At 74.2% G+C, this 16,430-nt stretch carries 18 protein-coding genes; 2 read left to right on the forward strand and 16 right to left on the reverse strand.

Annotated elements, in window-relative coordinates:
• Positions 1 to 521: 521 nt before the first annotated feature.
• The 13 genes from ICW24_RS17680 to ICW24_RS17740 form a co-directional block, all read right to left on the reverse strand.
• Positions 522 to 1,436 carry a hypothetical protein gene (locus ICW24_RS17680; RefSeq protein ID WP_226347049.1) on the reverse strand — a complete coding sequence of 305 codons (915 nt, stop codon included), beginning with the start codon at positions 1,434 to 1,436 and terminating at the stop codon, positions 522 to 524.
• Between the two features lie 196 nt (positions 1,437 to 1,632).
• Positions 1,633 to 1,830 (reverse strand): hypothetical protein, encoded by a 198-nt coding sequence (locus ICW24_RS17685; RefSeq protein ID WP_226347050.1) that lies wholly within the window; start codon positions 1,828 to 1,830, stop codon positions 1,633 to 1,635.
• A gap of 49 nt (positions 1,831 to 1,879) precedes the next feature.
• A protein-coding gene (locus ICW24_RS17690; RefSeq protein WP_226347051.1) for an IS5 family transposase occupies positions 1,880 to 2,795 on the reverse strand; the annotation gives its coding sequence in 2 pieces (ribosomal slippage) (positions 1,880 to 2,419 and positions 2,421 to 2,795; 915 coding nt in all).
• Positions 2,796 to 2,841: 46 nt separating this feature from the next.
• On the reverse strand, positions 2,842 to 4,290 hold the full coding sequence (locus tag ICW24_RS17695; protein ID WP_226347052.1) for a purine-cytosine permease family protein: 1,449 nt from the start codon (positions 4,288 to 4,290) through the stop codon (positions 2,842 to 2,844).
• 258 nt (positions 4,291 to 4,548) lie between these two features.
• Positions 4,549 to 5,268, reverse strand: coding sequence for a hypothetical protein (locus tag ICW24_RS17700; RefSeq protein WP_226347053.1), 720 nt, complete (start codon positions 5,266 to 5,268; stop codon positions 4,549 to 4,551).
• Complete coding sequence (locus tag ICW24_RS17705) at positions 5,265 to 5,624, reverse strand: PadR family transcriptional regulator (RefSeq protein ID WP_226347054.1); 360 nt, start codon at positions 5,622 to 5,624, stop codon at positions 5,265 to 5,267. The genes ICW24_RS17700 and ICW24_RS17705 overlap by 4 nt, the downstream gene beginning before the upstream one ends.
• Before the next feature lie 174 nt (positions 5,625 to 5,798).
• Positions 5,799 to 6,548 carry an urease accessory protein UreD gene (locus tag ICW24_RS17710; protein WP_226347055.1) on the reverse strand — a complete coding sequence of 250 codons (750 nt, stop codon included), beginning with the start codon at positions 6,546 to 6,548 and terminating at the stop codon, positions 5,799 to 5,801.
• Complete coding sequence (gene ureG, locus ICW24_RS17715) at positions 6,538 to 7,446, reverse strand: urease accessory protein UreG (protein WP_307781372.1); 909 nt, start codon at positions 7,444 to 7,446, stop codon at positions 6,538 to 6,540. The genes ICW24_RS17710 and ureG overlap by 11 nt, the downstream gene beginning before the upstream one ends.
• Complete coding sequence (locus tag ICW24_RS17720) at positions 7,439 to 8,221, reverse strand: urease accessory protein UreF (RefSeq protein WP_226347056.1); 783 nt, start codon at positions 8,219 to 8,221, stop codon at positions 7,439 to 7,441. The genes ureG and ICW24_RS17720 overlap by 8 nt, the downstream gene beginning before the upstream one ends.
• The gene (locus ICW24_RS17725; protein ID WP_226347057.1) at positions 8,208 to 9,911 is read right to left on the reverse strand and encodes an urease subunit alpha; all 1,704 of its coding nucleotides are present in this window, start codon (positions 9,909 to 9,911) and stop codon (positions 8,208 to 8,210) included. Before ICW24_RS17725 ends, ICW24_RS17720 begins: the two co-directional genes overlap by 14 nt.
• Positions 9,904 to 10,272, reverse strand: a complete 369-nt coding sequence (ureB, locus tag ICW24_RS17730) for an urease subunit beta (protein ID WP_307781373.1) — start codon at positions 10,270 to 10,272, stop codon at positions 9,904 to 9,906. The genes ICW24_RS17725 and ureB overlap by 8 nt, the downstream gene beginning before the upstream one ends.
• Positions 10,273 to 10,294: 22 nt before the next feature.
• Complete coding sequence (locus ICW24_RS17735; RefSeq protein ID WP_226347058.1) at positions 10,295 to 10,597, reverse strand: urease subunit gamma; 303 nt, start codon at positions 10,595 to 10,597, stop codon at positions 10,295 to 10,297.
• A 34-nt stretch (positions 10,598 to 10,631) separates the two neighbouring features.
• Entirely contained in the window at positions 10,632 to 10,937 is a 306-nt protein-coding gene (locus tag ICW24_RS17740; protein ID WP_226347059.1) for a putative quinol monooxygenase, read from the reverse strand.
• 104 nt (positions 10,938 to 11,041) lie between these two features.
• On the opposite strand from ICW24_RS17740, the gene ICW24_RS17745 reads away from it, so the two are divergent.
• Complete coding sequence (locus tag ICW24_RS17745) at positions 11,042 to 11,728, forward strand: GNAT family N-acetyltransferase (RefSeq protein ID WP_226347060.1); 687 nt, start codon at positions 11,042 to 11,044, stop codon at positions 11,726 to 11,728.
• Here ICW24_RS17745 and ICW24_RS17750 read toward each other — a convergent pair.
• From ICW24_RS17750 to ICW24_RS17760, 3 genes are all read right to left on the reverse strand, one after another.
• Entirely contained in the window at positions 11,712 to 11,942 is a 231-nt protein-coding gene (locus tag ICW24_RS17750; RefSeq protein ID WP_226347061.1) for a hypothetical protein, read from the reverse strand. The two genes, ICW24_RS17745 and ICW24_RS17750, sit on opposite strands and share 17 nt — an antisense overlap.
• A gap of 225 nt (positions 11,943 to 12,167) precedes the next feature.
• The gene (locus ICW24_RS17755) at positions 12,168 to 13,385 is read right to left on the reverse strand and encodes a hypothetical protein (protein ID WP_226347062.1); all 1,218 of its coding nucleotides are present in this window, start codon (positions 13,383 to 13,385) and stop codon (positions 12,168 to 12,170) included.
• 287 nt (positions 13,386 to 13,672) lie between these two features.
• The gene (locus ICW24_RS17760; protein WP_226347063.1) at positions 13,673 to 15,370 is read right to left on the reverse strand and encodes a phosphoenolpyruvate--protein phosphotransferase; all 1,698 of its coding nucleotides are present in this window, start codon (positions 15,368 to 15,370) and stop codon (positions 13,673 to 13,675) included.
• Positions 15,371 to 15,639: 269 nt separating this feature from the next.
• Here ICW24_RS17760 and ICW24_RS17765 point away from each other — a divergent pair, with 269 nt between their 5' ends.
• Positions 15,640 to 16,410: a DeoR/GlpR family DNA-binding transcription regulator gene (locus ICW24_RS17765; protein ID WP_226347064.1), complete on the forward strand. Its 771-nt coding sequence runs from the start codon at positions 15,640 to 15,642 to the stop codon at positions 16,408 to 16,410.
• The last annotated feature ends 20 nt before the right edge of the window (positions 16,411 to 16,430 follow it).

Here is a 16,430-nt window from a genome sequence, read left to right on the forward strand (position 1 = left end):
GGTAATCGCCGCCCGGTCGCGCCCAAGCTGCCCGAGGCGGCCTGGATCAACCAGCCATCACCGGAGGCCCTCATACAGACCGCGTAACGAGACGTGTCTCAGACTGCTTGACATCTTCCGGGGCGACCCGGCCGGGATGGTTCTTGGTGGCGTCGTATGTCGGGCCGACGCACGGGGCCTTGGTCGTGCGGGTGCGCGGGGTCGGCGCGTGGGGGTGTGGCCGTGTGGGGCGCGGGGGTCGGCGCGTGAGCTCGAAGCCGGCGAGGTCGAGGTTCTGGCGTTGACGCTCCGGCGTCGCGGACTTCGGCAGCGGCATGACGCCGAGCTGGAGGTGCCGGCGGAGGATGACCTGGTGGGGGCGTGGCCGTGTGGGGCGCGGAGGAAGAACCATTCGGGCCTGGTCGATGCCGTCGTTGCGCACCCCCCGTGCCCCTGACCTGCGATTGCTGTAGCAAGCACCGAGTCGACCCGGCCCGAATGGTTCTTGCCCTCGTGTCGCGGGCCTTGAGGGGCGCGAGCGGTCAGGCCGTGACGCGGGGGGCGCCGGAGTCGGGGTCCTCGCCGGCGACGCCGAACGGGTCGAAGGTCGTCGAGGCGGCCCAGGCGCCGATGGGGGCCGTCGGTGCCCGCTCGGGCTTGGTGCTCACGTCGATCACCTCGAGGCCGCGCGCGGTGTAGTTCGCGAGAGCCTGGGGGCCGTCGAGGTCACACGTGTGCAGCCAGACCCGGGTGACGGCCGGGAGGTCGTGGCGGTCGGCCAGCGACCAGGCGGCCCGGAGCGCATCGGTGAGCATGGCCCCGCCGAGCCCGCGCCCGATGGCCCACTCCGCCAGCCCGAAGTAGAGGACTTCGACGGCCGTGCCGCGTCCCGGGGCGTTGCGCTCTCCGCTGTCCGTCGAGCCGGCGGTGGCGTCGGGCGTGCCGGGTCCTGCTGACGCGGAGGGTGCATCGGGTGCGCCGGGGTCCGACGACCTGGCAGGGGATTCGGGTGTCCTGGCCGTGGATTCGGGTGCCCTGGGGGCCGATGTCCCGGCGGTTGTCCCGGGGGCCGACGACCCCCCGGGCGCCTCGGGCCCCGTGGGGGCGGCACTCTCGTCGGAAGCGTCGGAAGCGTCGGAAGCGTCGGAAGCGTCGGAAGCGTCGGGGAGCGCGGCGAGCTGGGCGTAACCCGCCGGGGTGCCGTCGACCGTGAGCACGTGCACCTCCGAGCCGGGGCGGGAGAGCTCGTCGGCCCACCGCTGCCGGTCCCAGGCGAGCCGGTCGGACCAGCGCCACGGCCCGCCGACGGTCGCGTACAGCCACCGCAAGTACTCGGGGGTGGCGTGGGCGGCGAGTTCGAACCGTGCCCCGTCGGGCAGCGGCCGCCCCGGGCGGAGCCGCGCCGGGTCCCGCTGCTCCAGGGTCGTCGTCGTCACGTCCATCTCGATGAGGCGCATGCCGCCACCGTACGGCCCGTCACATCGTGAGATGTCGATCCATGCTGCGGCCCACCGAAGCCCGCCGGTACGTCGTGACATCTCACGATTCGGCCGCCCCGCCGGCGCGACACGCGACCGCGGCTCCTCCCTGGGTGGGGAGGAGCCGCGGTGCGGGGCGGCCGGCGGGGGCGAGGGATCCGGCGCCGGCCGCCGGTCAGTGCGCCTCGGCGGGTCGGGGCGCGGCCTGCTGGGCCGGCAGGACGAGCAGACCGGTGCGATCGGTGGTCAGGCACAGCGAGCAGACGGCGCCGCGGCCCTCCGGGTCGGCGGTGACGTCGGGGCGCTCGTACGTCTGGCCGCAGGCGATGCAGTCGAGCTGCTCGCCGGACGGGTTGCCGTACGCGTCGAACATGGGGGCCTCGATGCCGTCGTCGGTCCGGCGCAGGTAGGCCGTGTCTCCCTTATGTGCGCAGCCAGGTGATGATCGCGAGGATCGTGGCGGCGGCGCGGTAGGTGATGGCGAGCTTGTCGTAGCGGGTGGCCAGTCCACGCCACTGTTTGGACTTGTTGAAGGACCTCTCGACGACGTTGCGGTCCTTGTAGGCCTCGGCGTCGAAGGCGTGTGGTCGGCCTCCAGCGCTGCCGCGCCGCTTGCGTGCGGCGATGTGGTCGCTCTTGGCTGGGATGACCGCGGTGATGCGGCGACGGCGTAACTCGGCCCGGATGACGCCGGTGGAGTAGGCGCGGTCGGCGATCACGGCGTCGGGCCGGGTGCGTGCCCGGCCGCGGCCCAGCCGGGGAACGCTGATGTCGGCGAGGACCTCGAGCAGCATCGCGCCGTCGTTGCGTTGTCCTCCGGTGACCACGATCGCCAGTGGGCGACCCTTGCCGTCCACGGCATGATGGATCTTCGTGGTCAGCCCACCGCGAGAGCGTCCAACGCCGTGACCTGCGGGTTCAACCTCCTCGACGGCAGATTTCTTGTAGTTCGACGACGCCCCCTGTGTCCTGCTCGGGACGCTTGGTGTTCGTAGCGTGCTGGTGGGCGCGCGCGATCGTGGCGTCGACCGACACCGTCCACTCGATCTTTCCCGCAGCGTCGGCCTCGGTCAGGATCTGCGCCAGCACCCGGTCCCAGGTGCCGTCCGCGGCATAACGGCGGTGGCGCTTCCACACCGTCTGCCAGGGGCCGTACACCTCGCGGGGCAGATCGCGCCACGGGATCCCGGTTCGGTACCGGTAGGCGATGCCCTCCACCACCTTGCGGTTGTGGCCGAAGGGATGACCCTTACGACCCTCGTTCGACGGGAGCAGCGGCTCGATCCGTGCCCACTCCTCATCACTGAACGCCTCGAACCGCGATCTCTGCCTGCTCACGACCCCACACTGCCGCGCCCCCCAACCGCCATATGGGAGACACGCCCTAGTAGCGGCCCTTGGTCGCGACGGCGAGCAGCGGCGGGCAGACCACGGCGAGGAGGACCGCGACGATCGGGCTGAATGGCTGGAGGGCGGCGCCGAGGCCGCCGAAGAAGACGAGGATCGACACCCCACCGGCGACGAGGACGGAGACGAACCCGACGGGGTTGACGTCATGGAGCATGCCCCGGCGGAACTCCGGCGTTGTGGGCGAGAGGCCGAGCAGATACTTGTTCACCGCGATGTCCGTGGCGACCGTGACGATCCACGCGATGGCGACGTTCGCGTAGAACCCGAGGATCGTGTTGAGGAAGTCGAACATGTTCGCCTCCATGAGCACGAGGGCAATGCTCACGTTGACGACGACGAACACGAGCCGGCCGGGGTAGCGCTTCGTGACGCGGGTGAAGGAGTTCGTCCACGCGAGCGAACCGGAATAGGCGTTCGTCACGTTGATCTTCACCTGCGACAGGACGACGAGGACGACGGAGAGGGCCACGGCCACCCAGCCCGGCATCATCTGGTCGTACACGGCGAGGAATTGGTGGACCGGCTCGTTCGCGACCTCCGCGCCGCCGGCGACGTGACCGATGAGGTAGACGGCGAGGAAGAGGCCGATGGCCTGCTTGAGAGCGCCGAAGACGACCCAGCCGGGCCCGGCGACGAGGACGGCGGTCCACCAGCGGCGGGCGTTCTCGGGGGTCTTCGGGGGCATGAACCGTAGGTAGTCGATCTGCTCGGCGATCTGCGCGATGAGCGAGAGGCAGACGCCGGCGGCGAGCATGATCGCGGCGAACGAGACCCTGCCGACGCCCGACTCGCCCTCGTAGGCGAAGAACTGCGGGACCGACTCCGGGTGCGTGAGCACGAGGTAGAGCAGCGGCGCGGCCATGAGCACGAGCCACAGCGGCGTCGTCCACACCTGCAGCGTCGAGAGCACCTTCATCCCGTAGACGACGAGAGGGATGATCATGAGGCTCGACACGGCGTACCCCAACCACAGCGGAACCCCGAGCCCGAGCTGCAGCCCCTGGGCCATGATCGAGCCCTCGAGCGCGAAGAAGATGAACGTGAACGTCGCGAAGATGATGTTCGTCAGGACCGACCCGTAGTACCCGAAGCCCGAGCCGCGGGTGATGAGGTCGAGGTCGACGTTGTAGCGCGCCGCGTAATAGGCGAGCGGGATACCCGTGACGAAGATGATCGCCGCCGCGACGAGAATGCCGAGCAGGGCGTTCGTCGTGCCGTGTTGGATGCCGATGTTCGCACCGATCGAGAAGTCGGCCAGGTAGGCGATGCCGCCGAGAGCGGACGTGCCGACCACGGCCGGCGTCCATCGTCGATAACTGCGCGGGGCGAAGCGGAGGGTGTAGTCCTCGAGCGTCTCTCGGGACGCGCCGAGCCGGGAGGCGTCGAGATCGGGAGTTCCCGGCTCGGTGGTGATCGTGGCCATCGAATGTCCTTCGGAGAATGAGGAAGGGGCCACGTCGTCGTGTCCCTCACGTCTGTCTCGACGGTAGGAAGGGCATGTTTCGGCCGCGGGGCGCGGCGCGTTACGCGCGGGTACCGCTGCGCGCCCGTATGTTGCGGATCTGTGTCGGCCCCCGAGCGCTGTGCTCCGGATCCTCGCGGAGGCGGGCGAAGGACCCCGCGCACGGCGCCCCGCGTGCCGTGCGCTCTGCCGGGCCACCGCGCCCGCGGATCACCGCGCTCAGCCCACGGACCAGGCGATCGACGCGATGACGACGGCGGCGATGACCAGGTGCCACTCGGTGGCCATGAGGGCGTCCTGCGCGCGCCGGGACATCCGCCCGCTCGGCTCGGTGCGGTCCCGGCCGTCCACGGGGTCGGTGACCGGGTCGACGAGGCGGTGGCGCTCCCGGCGCTGGGCGATCATCGCGTAGGCGAGGAGGCCGAGGGTGAGCGCCGCGGCGAGTGGGGCGGGGACGGTGAAGGCGGTCTCCGGCAGAAGGATCGTTGGTAGCACGAGCACGGCGAGCGCGACAGCGAAGGCGAGGGCGCCTACCGCGACCCGGTGCACGAAGAACTCCGTGTGGCGCACGAGCAGCGCAACGAGCCCGATCCACACGGCGAGCGAGACGAGCGAGCCCCACCCCACCTCGACGTCCGCGCCTCGGCGGAGGGCGGCCGCGGTGGCGCCGACGAGGACGAGCGCGGCCACGCCGGCGAGGATCGGGACCAGGACGCGCGCCCACCCGGCGAGGTCGGTGTGCTCGGTCTCATGGGCGGGGAAGTCGAGGGAGCGGGCGTAGTCCCGGGGGTCGCCGAACGCCTCCGCCGCCGACTCCCCGCTGAGTGCGCAGTGGGACTCGATCTGCGCCACCGCGTCCCCGATGGCGCCGCCGCGCACGTCGCGTAGGCGCAGCTGCAGGATCATCTCCTCGATCCACTTCCGGTCGTCGGTGGTCATCGTCGGTCCCCCTGTGGGTCGGCGTCGGGCGTGGTCAGGAACTGCGTCGTGTGCCGGGCGAACTCGGTCCACCGGGCCGTGCGCCGGGTGAACTCGTCGGCTCCGGCGGGTGTGAGGGCGAAGTACTTGCGCCCGGGCCCGCCGTCGCCGGCCTCCCACCGCGTGCTCACGTGGCCGGCGGCCTCGAGGCGGCTGAGCAGCGGGTACAACGTGCCGCCCTTGATCGCGCCGAACCCCTGCTCCTCGAGCGTCGTCGCGATGGCGTAGCCGTAGGTGGGTCCGTCGGCGAGGACGCGAAGGACCGCCAGAGTGAGAAGTCCGCGGAGCCACTCGCTCGGCCAGGGTTGAGTGGGCATGACTAGACAGTAGCCCTATTTAGCGAGTCTGTCTATATAGGTTGCGTGTCTAAGTAGGGGAGGAGCGCCGACGCACGCGAAGGGCTGGGTCAAGGCCGACGGCCGTGCACTCGTGGGGGCAACGCGGCGCACGAGAGTCGATGAGCGTTGCGCGGCGGGGTCGAGCGATCGGCGTCAGCCGCGGCACCACCCCGGGCCCCCGGCCAGGATCGCGCCGATCGGCGAGAGGTGGGTGTCGGCCCCCGTCCACCGCAGCAGGCGGGCCGGTCCCTCCGGGTCCAGCGTCACGAGGCCCGGCACGTCGGCGCCCGTCGATGGGGTGGGGAGGTCGGCGCCGACGATGGTGAGCTGGTCGACGACCCGGTCCCGGCGGAGGACGCCGGGGAGGTCGCGCAGTGCCGGCCCGGCTCCGCGGGCGGCGCGCAGGTCGAGGGTCTCGACGAGAGCGGGCCGGCCGTCGACGCGCAGGACGGTCGATGCGACGAGGTCGCCCCCGCGCTCGCCGTGCCGGCCGAGGACGACGGTGTCCCGCACCCACGCGCGGGCCCCGGAAGCGACGTCGAGCACGAGCTCCCGGGAGGCGTCGGCGCCGTCGGCGACAACGAACGGCTCCTCCCGCCAGACGAACCGCGCTCCCGGCGCCACCTCGACCCGCGCCGACCACCGGCACGCGGCGCCGCGCCCGTCGTAGGCCACGGTCGCGGCGATGTCCGACAGGTCGAGGGTCGCCCCCGGGCCGACGTACACGTGCAGGTCGACCTCGTCGCCGCCGAGCAGCAGCGCCGTCGTCGCGACGAGCGTGACCCGGGCCGACGTGGCGCTCGTCGCGAGTACCCGCGGCGCCAGGAGGTCGGACCGGGTGACCACCCGTACCCGGTGGCCCTCGAGGCGGACGTCGAGCCGGATGGCCGCGTCAGCGGGCATGCGCCCCCGCCGCCGGAGCCTGCGAGGTGGTGACGGCGGGCCCGTGCTCGTGCAGGTGCACCGGCTCCGACGGGCCGTGGCGGTGGGCGGGGACGGCCCGGCCGGGCAGGTGTCCGGTCCCGCCCCGGCCGTCGCGATGGGCGGGCTTGTCCGGCCCGTGGGCGGGGTCGTCCGGCCCGTGGGTGTGGCCGGGTCCGGCGGGCCCGTGGGCGTGGGCCGGCTCGTCGGGACCGTGCGAGTGGGGCGCCATCGGGCCGGGGTCGATCGGGGTGTGGTCGCCGGCGGCGTGCGCGGCGATCATCGCCTCGACCCACCCGCACAGGGCCTCGACGGAGGCCGGGTCGAGCCGGGACAGCGCGACGACCGGGCGCCCGTCGCGGGCGTGCCGGCCCTCCCGCTCCATGAGCGCGGCGTCCACGCCCACGTGCGGCGCGAGGTCGGTCTTGTTGACGACGAGCAGGTCGGCGCGGGCGATGCCGGGCCCGCCCTTGCGGACGACGTCACCGCCGCCGGCGACGTCGAGCACGAAGATCTGGGCGTCGACGAGCGCTGGCGAGAACGTCGCCGTGAGGTTGTCGCCGCCGGACTCGACGAGGACGAGGTCCAGCGGGGCGAAGTCGGCCTCGAGGTCCTCGACGGCCGCGAGATTCGGGGTGATGTCGTCGCGGATCGCCGTGTGGGGGCAGGCGCCGGTCTCGACGGCGCGGATGCGCTCGGGGTCGAGCACCCCCGCAGCGCGCAGCATCCGGGCGTCCTCGTCGGTGTAGATGTCGTTGGTCACGACGCCGAGGGAGTACCGGTCGGACAGGTGCGCGCAGAGCAGCCCGATGAGCGACGACTTGCCGGTGCCGACGGGCCCGGCGATGCCGAGGCGGAACGGGCGGGTGGACTCAGGCATGGAACAGCCTCCTGGTCGAGCGGGCGTGGTGGGCGTGCCACGCGTCGAGATGGGGTGCCGCGACCGACGGGATGTCGTCGGGGTGCGTGACGCCGGCCACGGCGTCGACGAGCTCGGCGAGCTCCGGGGCCGCCCCTAGCGTCCACCCGACCGGGTCGAGCGGGTCGAGGGGGAGCAGCTTGGGGGCGGCGTAGGCGACGGTCTGGACGTCGTCGTACGCGCTGACCTGCGCCGTCGCGCGGGAGCCGAGACCGAGGTGCGCGGCGAGCGCGCCGAGGGCGACGGGCCGGTACCGGCGTTCCCGCGGCAGCTCCTCGAGCCACGCCACCACCGCGCGGCCGGGGCCCGCGGTCGCAGCCGCGGCCTCCTCGGGGCCGTCCGCGAGGAGCCGGGCGAGGAGTCGGTGGATCCCGCGGCCGGGCTGCCGCGCGGCGGCGCGGACGACCTCGCTCGGCGTGCGAGCCGCCCACGCGGTGGCGACCTCGTCGGCGGAGAACGTGGGGGCCCCGCGCCCGGCGGCGAGGGCGGCGGCGCGGGCGACGACGGCGGTCGCGGCGTCGGTCCGGGCCACCGTCGCGAGCCGCGCCGTCAGGTAGGCGGGCAGGTCGGTCGCGTCGAGACCCGACAGCAGACCCGGTTCGAGGCCCCCGGACTGCGCGTGCCCGCCCACCGGCAACCGCGCGTCGGCGAGGAGCAGGCGGGCGAGGTCGGCCCGGGCCGCGCCGGACCCGACCGTGGGCCCCAGGCTCGGCGCCGTCGGCTCAGAAGAGCGCATAGCGCTGCGCGAGAGGCAGTTCCGTCGCGGGCTGCGGCGTGACGAGCTCGCCCTCGACCTCGATGGCGAAGGTCTCGGGGTCGATGCGGATGTCGGGGGTCGCGGCGTTGTTGACCATGTCGGCCTTCCCCACGGCCCGCGTCGGGCGCACGGCGGTGAACGGGCGCGACAGCCCCAGCCGGGCCGCGAGGTCGGACTCGGCGGCGGCGGGCGAGACGAACGTCGTCGACAGCGCGGGCCCCGCGCCCGCGACGAGCGCCGGACGCATGAGCACCGGCTGCGGGGTGGGGATCGAGGCGTTCGGGTCGCCGAGCGCGCCCCAGACGATCGCCCCGCCCTTGAGGACGACGTCGGGCCGCACTCCGAAGAACCGCGGGTCCCACAGCACGAGGTCGGCGAGCTTGCCCTCCTCGACCGACCCGACCACGTGCTCGATTCCGTGAGCGATCGCCGGGTTGATCGTGTACTTCGCGACGTAGCGCCGGGCGCGTTCGTTGTCGGCCGGCTGCGCCCCGGACAGCGCGCCGTACCGGGCCCTCATGACGTGCGCCACCTGCCACGTGCGCATGATCACCTCCCCGACGCGGCCCATCGCCTGCGCGTCGGAGCTCGTCATCGACAGCGCCCCGAGGTCGTGCAGGAGGTCCTCGGCGGCGATCGAAGTCGCCCGGATCCGCGACTCGGCGAACGCGAGGTCCTCGGGTACGGCCGGGTTGAGGTGGTGGCAGACGATGAGCATGTCGAGGTGCTCGGCCACCGTGTTGACCGTGTGCGGCAGCGTCGGATTGGTCGATCCCGGCAGCACGTTGGGGTGCGAGGCGATGGTCATGATGTCGGGGGCGTGGCCGCCGCCCGCGCCCTCGGTGTGGAACGCGTGGATCGACCGCCCGCCCATGGCCCGCAGCGTCGACTCGACGTAGCCCGCCTCGTTGAGGCTGTCGGAGTGCAGCGCGACCTGGAGGCCGTGCTCGTCGGCGGCGCGCAGGGCGGCGTCGATCGCGGCCGGGGTCGAGCCCCAGTCCTCGTGGACCTTGTAGGCGGCGGCCCCCCCGAGGGCCTGCTCCGCTAGCGCCTCCGCGCTGACGGTGCTGCCCTTGCCCATGAGCAGGAGGTTGACCGGGAGGGCGTCGAGGCCGCGCAGCACCGTCCCCAGGTGCCACGACCCGGGGGTGACCGTCGTCGCCTTGGACCCCTCGCTCGGGCCGGTGCCGCCGCCGCCGAGGGTGGTCAGACCGGTGGCGAGCGCCTCGTGGACCTGGCTGGTCGACATCAGGTGGACGTGCATGTCGATGCCGCCGGCGGTGAGGATGCGCCCCTCGCCCGCGATGACGTCCGTGCTCGGCCCGATGTGCAGGCGGGGGTGCACACCGTCGGCGACGTCGGGGTTGCCGGCGCGGCCGAGCCCGACGATGCGCCCGTCGCGCAGGCCGACGTCCGTCCGGATCACGCCCCAGTGGTCGAGCACGACGACGTTGGTGATGACGGTGTCGGGCGCGCCCTGCGCCCGGGTCGTCACGCCCTGGGCCATCGACTCCCGGATCGACTTGCCGCCGCCGAAGACCGCCTCCTCGCCCCCGGCCGTGCGGTCCTCCGTCACCTCGACCCACAGGTCGGTGTCGCCGAGGCGCACCTGGTCGCCGACGGTCGGACCGTAGAGCGCCGCGTAGGCGGCGCGCGTGAGCTCAGCCACGGGTGGCCACCTCCGCCTCGGACTTGCCGGGCCGGATCCCCGGCACGCGGCCCGAGCCGCCGAGGGCGACGAGGTCCACCTCGCGGGAGACGCCCGGCTCGAAGCGCACCGACGTGCCCGAGGGGACGTCGAGGCGGAACCCGCGAGCGGCGTCGCGGTCGAAGCTCAGCGCGTCGTTGGCGTCGGGCAGGTGCAGGTGCGAGCCGATCTGGATCGGGCGGTCGCCGGTGTTGACGAGCACGAGCCGTCGCCGCCGGTCCGGGCCGCGGTCGGCGTTGATCTCGATCGTCCCGGGCCGCACGCGGAGGGCGCCGGGGGCGGACGGGGTGTCGTCGTCGAAGGGGACGATGCGGGCGCTCACGAGATCCTCCTGGGCACGTCGGTCACGCGATGGGGTGATGGAGGGTGACGAGCTTGCGGCCGTCGGGGAACGTCGCCTCGACCTGGATGTCGGCGATCATCTCCGCGACGCCGGGCATGACGTCGTCGCGGGTGAGGACCTCGCGGCCCGCCTCCATGACGTCGGGGACGCCTCGGCCCTCCCGGGCACGTTCGATCACCCACGTCGAGAGCAGCGCCACGGCCTCGGGGTGGTTGAGCTTGACGCCGCGCGCGAGCCGGTCGCGCGCGACCATGCCGGCGACCGACAGCAGCAGCTTCTCGACGTCGGCGGGGGACAGGTGCACGTGCCGACGCTAGTTCGCCGATGTGTCGGGGGTGTTACTTGGCGCCGTCGATGATCACGTCGCCGGTCTCGAGGCGGCCGTCGCCGACGAGCACGCGCGCGGCGAGCTCGCGGTAGAAGCCGAAGTGCGGCGAGTTGCCGTGGTCGTCCGCGAAGGCGGCGCGGTCGGTGTAGGTCTCGAGGTAGGCGTAGCGGCGCTCGTGGGCGTCGAGCTCGACGACCTGGAAACCGAGGCAGCCCGGCTCTTGCTCGACGCAGCGGGCCGCGTGCTCACGCATCCCCGCGAGGAACTCCTCGACGCGATCGGCCTTGACCTGGACGGCACTCCACAGCTGGAACACGGCACACCTTCTCGGATCGGGGTCTGGGGTCGGGCGGTCTCACCCTGGCACACCCGGCCGGCGCGACCGGGCGTCGGCTCGGGCGGGCGCGGGAGGATGACGCCATGAGCGACGTCACCCTCCGCCCCGCCCGCCCGGACGACGACGTCGACCCGCTCCTGCGCGCCGCCTTCGGGCCGGCGGAGGGCGCCGGCGTCGCCGGGGTCTGGGCCGACGTCGCCGCGTCCGACCTGGTCCGCGCGTCCCTCGTCGCGGTGGAGGGCGACGGCACGGGCGAGGCCAGGGGCGACGAGGGCCGGGTCGTCGGACACGTGGGCCTGTCGCACGCGTGGCTCGACGCGCGCCGGGCCCTCGTCGATTTGTGGCTGCTGGCGCCGCTGGCCGTCGCGCCCGACCGGCAGGGCCGCGGGATCGGCCGGCGGTTGCTCGTCGCGGCGGTGGACGCGGCCCGCGCCGGCGGTGCCCCGCTGCTCGCGCTCGAGGGCGACCCCGCCTACTACGGCGCCCACGGGTTCGCACCCGCCGCCGCCCACGACATCGAGCCCGCCTCGCGGCGGACGCCCGCGCCCGCGTGCCAGGTCGTGCTCCTGCCCGGCCACGAGGACTGGATGAGCGGTCGCCTCGTCTACCCGGACGCCTGGTGGCGCCACGACTGCGTCGGCCTGCGCGACCCCGGTCTCGCGCAGGTCGAGGCCGTCCTCGGCCTCACCGGCGCCGGCCCGCAGGACGGGTCCGCTCCGGCCGGCCAGGCCGGTACGGAAGTGTCCGGGGTGATCAGTTCGTCCGGGTGAGCGCGACGGCGACCGAGCGGCCCGTCGCGGGATCGAGGGCGTTCAGCGCGACGTCGCCGCGCCGGTTCACGGCGCCGGCGTCGGTGAGCACCCGCCCGCGCGGGAGGCCCGTGCTCAGGGCGGTGAGGTCGTACAGCCGCCTGCACCGCCAGCCCACGGCGCGGCCGCTGCGGGAGCCGACGATCCGGCCGGAGTCGTCGACGTCGCGGGGCACGAAGACGGCGGTGGCGCCGGGGCAGGCGGACGGTGGCGAGGGCCCCCGGGGCGGTCGTGGCCGGGGCGCCGGCCGGGGTCACCGTGGCCCCGAGGTGGGTGTCCCGGTGCAGCGTGGGACCGATGGCGACGCCGGGTTGACCGTGAGGTCGTAATCGCGTCGGCGTGCGCGTGCCGGCCACGGTGTCGTCCGTGGCCGGCGACGCCGCCTGTCGTGACCGATCGGTCAGCGGCGGTTCACCGTGAGCTTCACGGCGACCGTGCGCTCCGTGGTCGGATCGAGGGCGTTGGCGGCGATGTCGCCGCGCGCGTTGATCGCGACGGCGTCGGTGAGGACCCAACCGCGGGGGAGGCCCGCCGTCTGGGAGGTGAGGTCGACGAGGCGGTTCCGCGACCACGTCGCCGCGTGGCCGTAGTGGCTCCCGACGACGACGCCGGCGTCGTTGACCGCCTTCGGCACGAGCATCCCGGCGCCGCGCAGGGCGCGGGGCAGGGCGGTGCGGGAGAGGATCACCGGCCGGGTCGGTTCCGCCCCGGCCGGGCCGGTGCGGCCGATGATCCATCGACCGTTGGGCGACATCGCGTCGGCGGTGCTCACGGTCGTGGGGCTCGGCATGGGTAGACGGGTCACGCCCCGCGCCGTGATGGACACGGCGTTGGGGTAGATGCCGTCGTTCTTCATCATCGGCGCCGACATGGTGCCCACGGCGCTGCCGTCGTTCGCCATGGCCGCGTTCTCGCAGTTGCCGAACCGGTCGCTCGCGGGCGAGGAGACCGCGCCGCGGGCGTCCCATCGTTGGAACGCGCCCACGCGGTAGATCGAGGCGCAGCCCACCATCGCGCCGCGGGCCGACAGGTCGAAGACGGTGTGGAACGCCGAGCTGTCGCCCGCGGCCACGCGCTCGGGCCGCACCGCCCCGGGCCAGCGGACGACGAAGGCCCCGGGCGGGCTGACGCGGCCGGCGATCGCGCCGCGTGGCGAGACCGCGGTCACGCGGGCGTCGTACGGCGTCTCGTCGACGTCCCCGTCGAGCCAGCGGGCCGACCCCGTGTGCACGAACGGCACGGTGGTCCACGCCGGGCTGTCCGCGGTGCCGGCGTTCCCGGCCACGAGGCCGGTGTCGCCGATCCCGACGGCCACGGTGTCCACGGCCCGCGTCGACGTCCCGTCGGCGAGGCGGGCCGGCGCGACGAGGGACAGGCGGTACGGCTTGGCGGCCCGACGCGTCGGGCGCGACGGTTCGGCCTGCGCGCCCGCCGGGCCCGCGATGCCCGCCGTGGTCGATCCGGTGGCGCTGGCCGGGGCGGTGGCCGCGGAGGTCTGCGAGGCCGGCGAGGTCTGCGAAGCGGGCGAGGCGGTGGCGACGGAGGTCGCCGCCCCCGAGGTCAGCACCCCCGCGGTGATGAGGGCCGCGGCTCCCGCGGCGTACGAACGTGTGCTCATGTCGATGTCTCCCCTGGTCCGTCCGGGCGTCCCCGCGCCCGGGTCAGACGCGGCGTCTGCCGCGTTGCGCACACCGTAGGCGCGCTGCACGTCACCTGGGAGGGCACTGGGTGCCCGCCGTGGCCGTCCGAACGGCCGCGCCGCACAACCGAACCCGCTGCCTCCGCCCGTCGTGCAGGCCCTCGCCGCCCCCGGGCGAGGGCCCCGACGCGCGACGGCCGCCCGCCCCGGACAGGGGACGGGCGGCCGTGGACGCCGGGGCCGACTCGGCCGGCTCCGGCCGGGCCTCAGCCGTCGAGCGCGGCGACGGCGGCGGCCTTGGCGGCGGCGGCGTCGTCGGCGGCGAGGGCGGCGGCCGCCGCCCGCTCGCACGCGGCGACGTCCACCCCGCCGAGCTGCACGCCCACCGTCGCGATCGCCGACGCGGCCATCGACAGCGACGTGACCCCGAGCCCCACGAGGACGCACGCGAGGTGCGGGTCGGCGGCGGCCTCGCCGCACACGCCGACGGGCTTGCCGGCCGCCTGCCCCGCCCGGGCCGTCATCGAGATGAGCGTGAGCACCCCCGGCTGCCACGGGTCGGTGAGGGTGGCGAGGTGGGGCGACATGCGGTCGGCGGCCATCGTGTACTGCGACAGGTCGTTCGTGCCGATCGACAGGAAGTCGACGTGCTCGAGGAACCGGTCCGCGAGCAGGGCCACCGACGGCACCTCGACCATGATCCCGGGCACGAGGTCGCGCTCGCGGCAGAGCCGGGCGAACCAGGCGGCCTCGGGGATGGTCGCGACCATCGGCGCCATGACCCAGACCTTCTCGCGCGCCGCGCCCGAGCGGGAGTCCGCGGCCCGGGCGACGGCGTCGAGCTGCCGCGTGAGCAGCCCCTCGTCGCGCCCGGCGGTGCGGATGCCGCGGACGCCCAGCGCGGGGTTCTCCTCGTTCGGCATCGTCGCGTAGCGCAGGGGCTTGTCGGAGCCGGCGTCGAGCGTGCGCACGACGACCTTGGCCTCGCCGAACGCGTCGAGCACCTCTGCGTAGATGACCGACTGGGTCGCGACGTCCGGCTCCTTGTCGGCGTTGAGGAAGCACAGCTCCGTGCGGAACAGCCCCACGCCGCGGGCCTCGCTGCGGGCCGCGACGGTTGCGCCGGCGCCGTCCTGCACGTTGGCGAGCAGCTCCACCTCGCGGCCGTCGGCGGTCCGGCCCGGCCCGCGCCACTCGCGCACCGCCCGCAGGCGCTCGGCGTCCGCCTCGACGAGGGTGCGCGCCGCCTCCTGCTCCATGCCCGCGGTGATCGTGCCGGCGGTGCCGTCGACGAGGACGAGGGTGCCCTCCTCGAGCTCGCGCAGGCCGGTGGCCGCGACGATGCACGGGATGCCGAGCTGGCGGCTGATGATCGCGGTGTGGCTCGTCGGGCCGCCGAGTTCGGTGACGAGGGCGACGACGAGGGCCGGGTCGAGGCCCGCCGTGTCGGCCGGCGCGAGGTCGTCCGCGCAGAGCACGACCGGGTGGTCGGGGGTGGGGACGCCCGGCTCGGGCAGCCCCAGGAGCTGCGCGACGACGCGGTCCCGGATGTCGCGCAGGTCGGTCGTGCGCTCGGCCATGAGGCCGCCGAGCTTCTCGAACGTGGCGATGAACTGGGCGATCGCGGCGATCGTCGCCTCCTCGGCCCCGGTGCCCGCGTTCACCAGCTTCGTCGCGGCCTTGCGCCATCCCCGGTCGCGGGCCAGCGCGGCCGTGGCCGCGAGCACCTCGGAGGCGACCCCCGTGGCCGTCGAGGCGCGTTCCTCGAGGCGGTCGGCCACCGCGGCGACGGCGGCGGTGAGGCGCTCCGCCTCGGCCGGGCGGTCCTCCGGCGCGACCGGGGTGGACCGCGGGGTCGTCTCCGGGCGGTCGCGCTTCCAGGCCACCGGGGCGTACGAGATGCCGGGAACGACACCGGTTCCCGTGACCGTCCGGGCCTGCTGGGGGGTGGTCGTCGTGCTCATGCTCATTCGGGTGCCTCCGCGTCGAGGTCGGGATGAGTCCGCCCGGGGTGACGGGCGGCGGGGGCGGGCCGACGGACGGGGTCCGGCCGGGTGCTTGCGGACGAGCTTAGGGACATGCTGGACACAAGTCCATATGTTCGGCTATAAATCCACACAGACGGATGTGGTTTTGCTCGGGATCGGCTCAGGTCGCCCGAGGCCGCCAACGCCCCGTCCGAGCCCAGCGAGGGCCCATCGCAGGCATCCGACGCAAAGGAGCGGTCGACGCCATGTACGCGCAAGAGCGTCAGCAGGCCCTGGTCGAGACGGCCCACGCCCAGGGGCGCCTGTCGGTGACCGAGTCGGCCGACGCCTTCGGGGTCACCACCGAGACGATCCGCCGCGACCTCGCGGCGCTCGACGCCCGCGGCCTCCTGCGCCGCGTGCACGGCGGCGCCGTCCCCACCGAGAGCCTCGGCCTCGTCGAGCGCGACGTGGTCGAACGGGCCGGGGCCCACGCGGCCGAGAAGCTCCGCATCGCCCGCGCCGCCCTCGCTCACGTGCCCACGGGGATCGGCTCCTCGCTCGTGCTCGACGCCGGCACGACGACGGCGCAGCTCGCGGCCGTCCTCCCGAGCGACCCCCACCTCACGGTGCTGACCAACTCGCCCGCGGCCGCCATCGCCCTCGGGCCCGGGCACCGCGGTCCGGTCCATCTCGTGGGCGGGCGGCTCCGGGGGCGGACGCAGGCGACCGTCGGCGCCGAGGCCGTGGCCGCGTTCGCGTCCTCCCGCGTCGACGTGGCGATGCTCGGCACCAACGGGCTCACGGTGGCCCACGGCTGTTCCACGCCGCACCCCGAGGAGGCCGCCGTCAAGTCCGCCATGGTCCGGGCCGCGCGGCGCGTCGTCGTGCTCGCCGACTCCTCCAAGATCGGGAGCGAGCAGCTGCGCTCGTTCGCCCGCGTCGACGAGATCGACGTCCTCGTCACCGACGCCGGGATCCGCGACGAGGACCGCGCGGCCCTGCTCGACCACGGCATCGACGTGGTCGTCGCATGACCACGTCGTCGCAACGACCA

Source organism: Agilicoccus flavus, assembly GCF_014857905.1.
GTDB classification, from domain to species: domain Bacteria; phylum Actinomycetota; class Actinomycetes; order Actinomycetales; family Dermatophilaceae; genus Agilicoccus; species Agilicoccus flavus.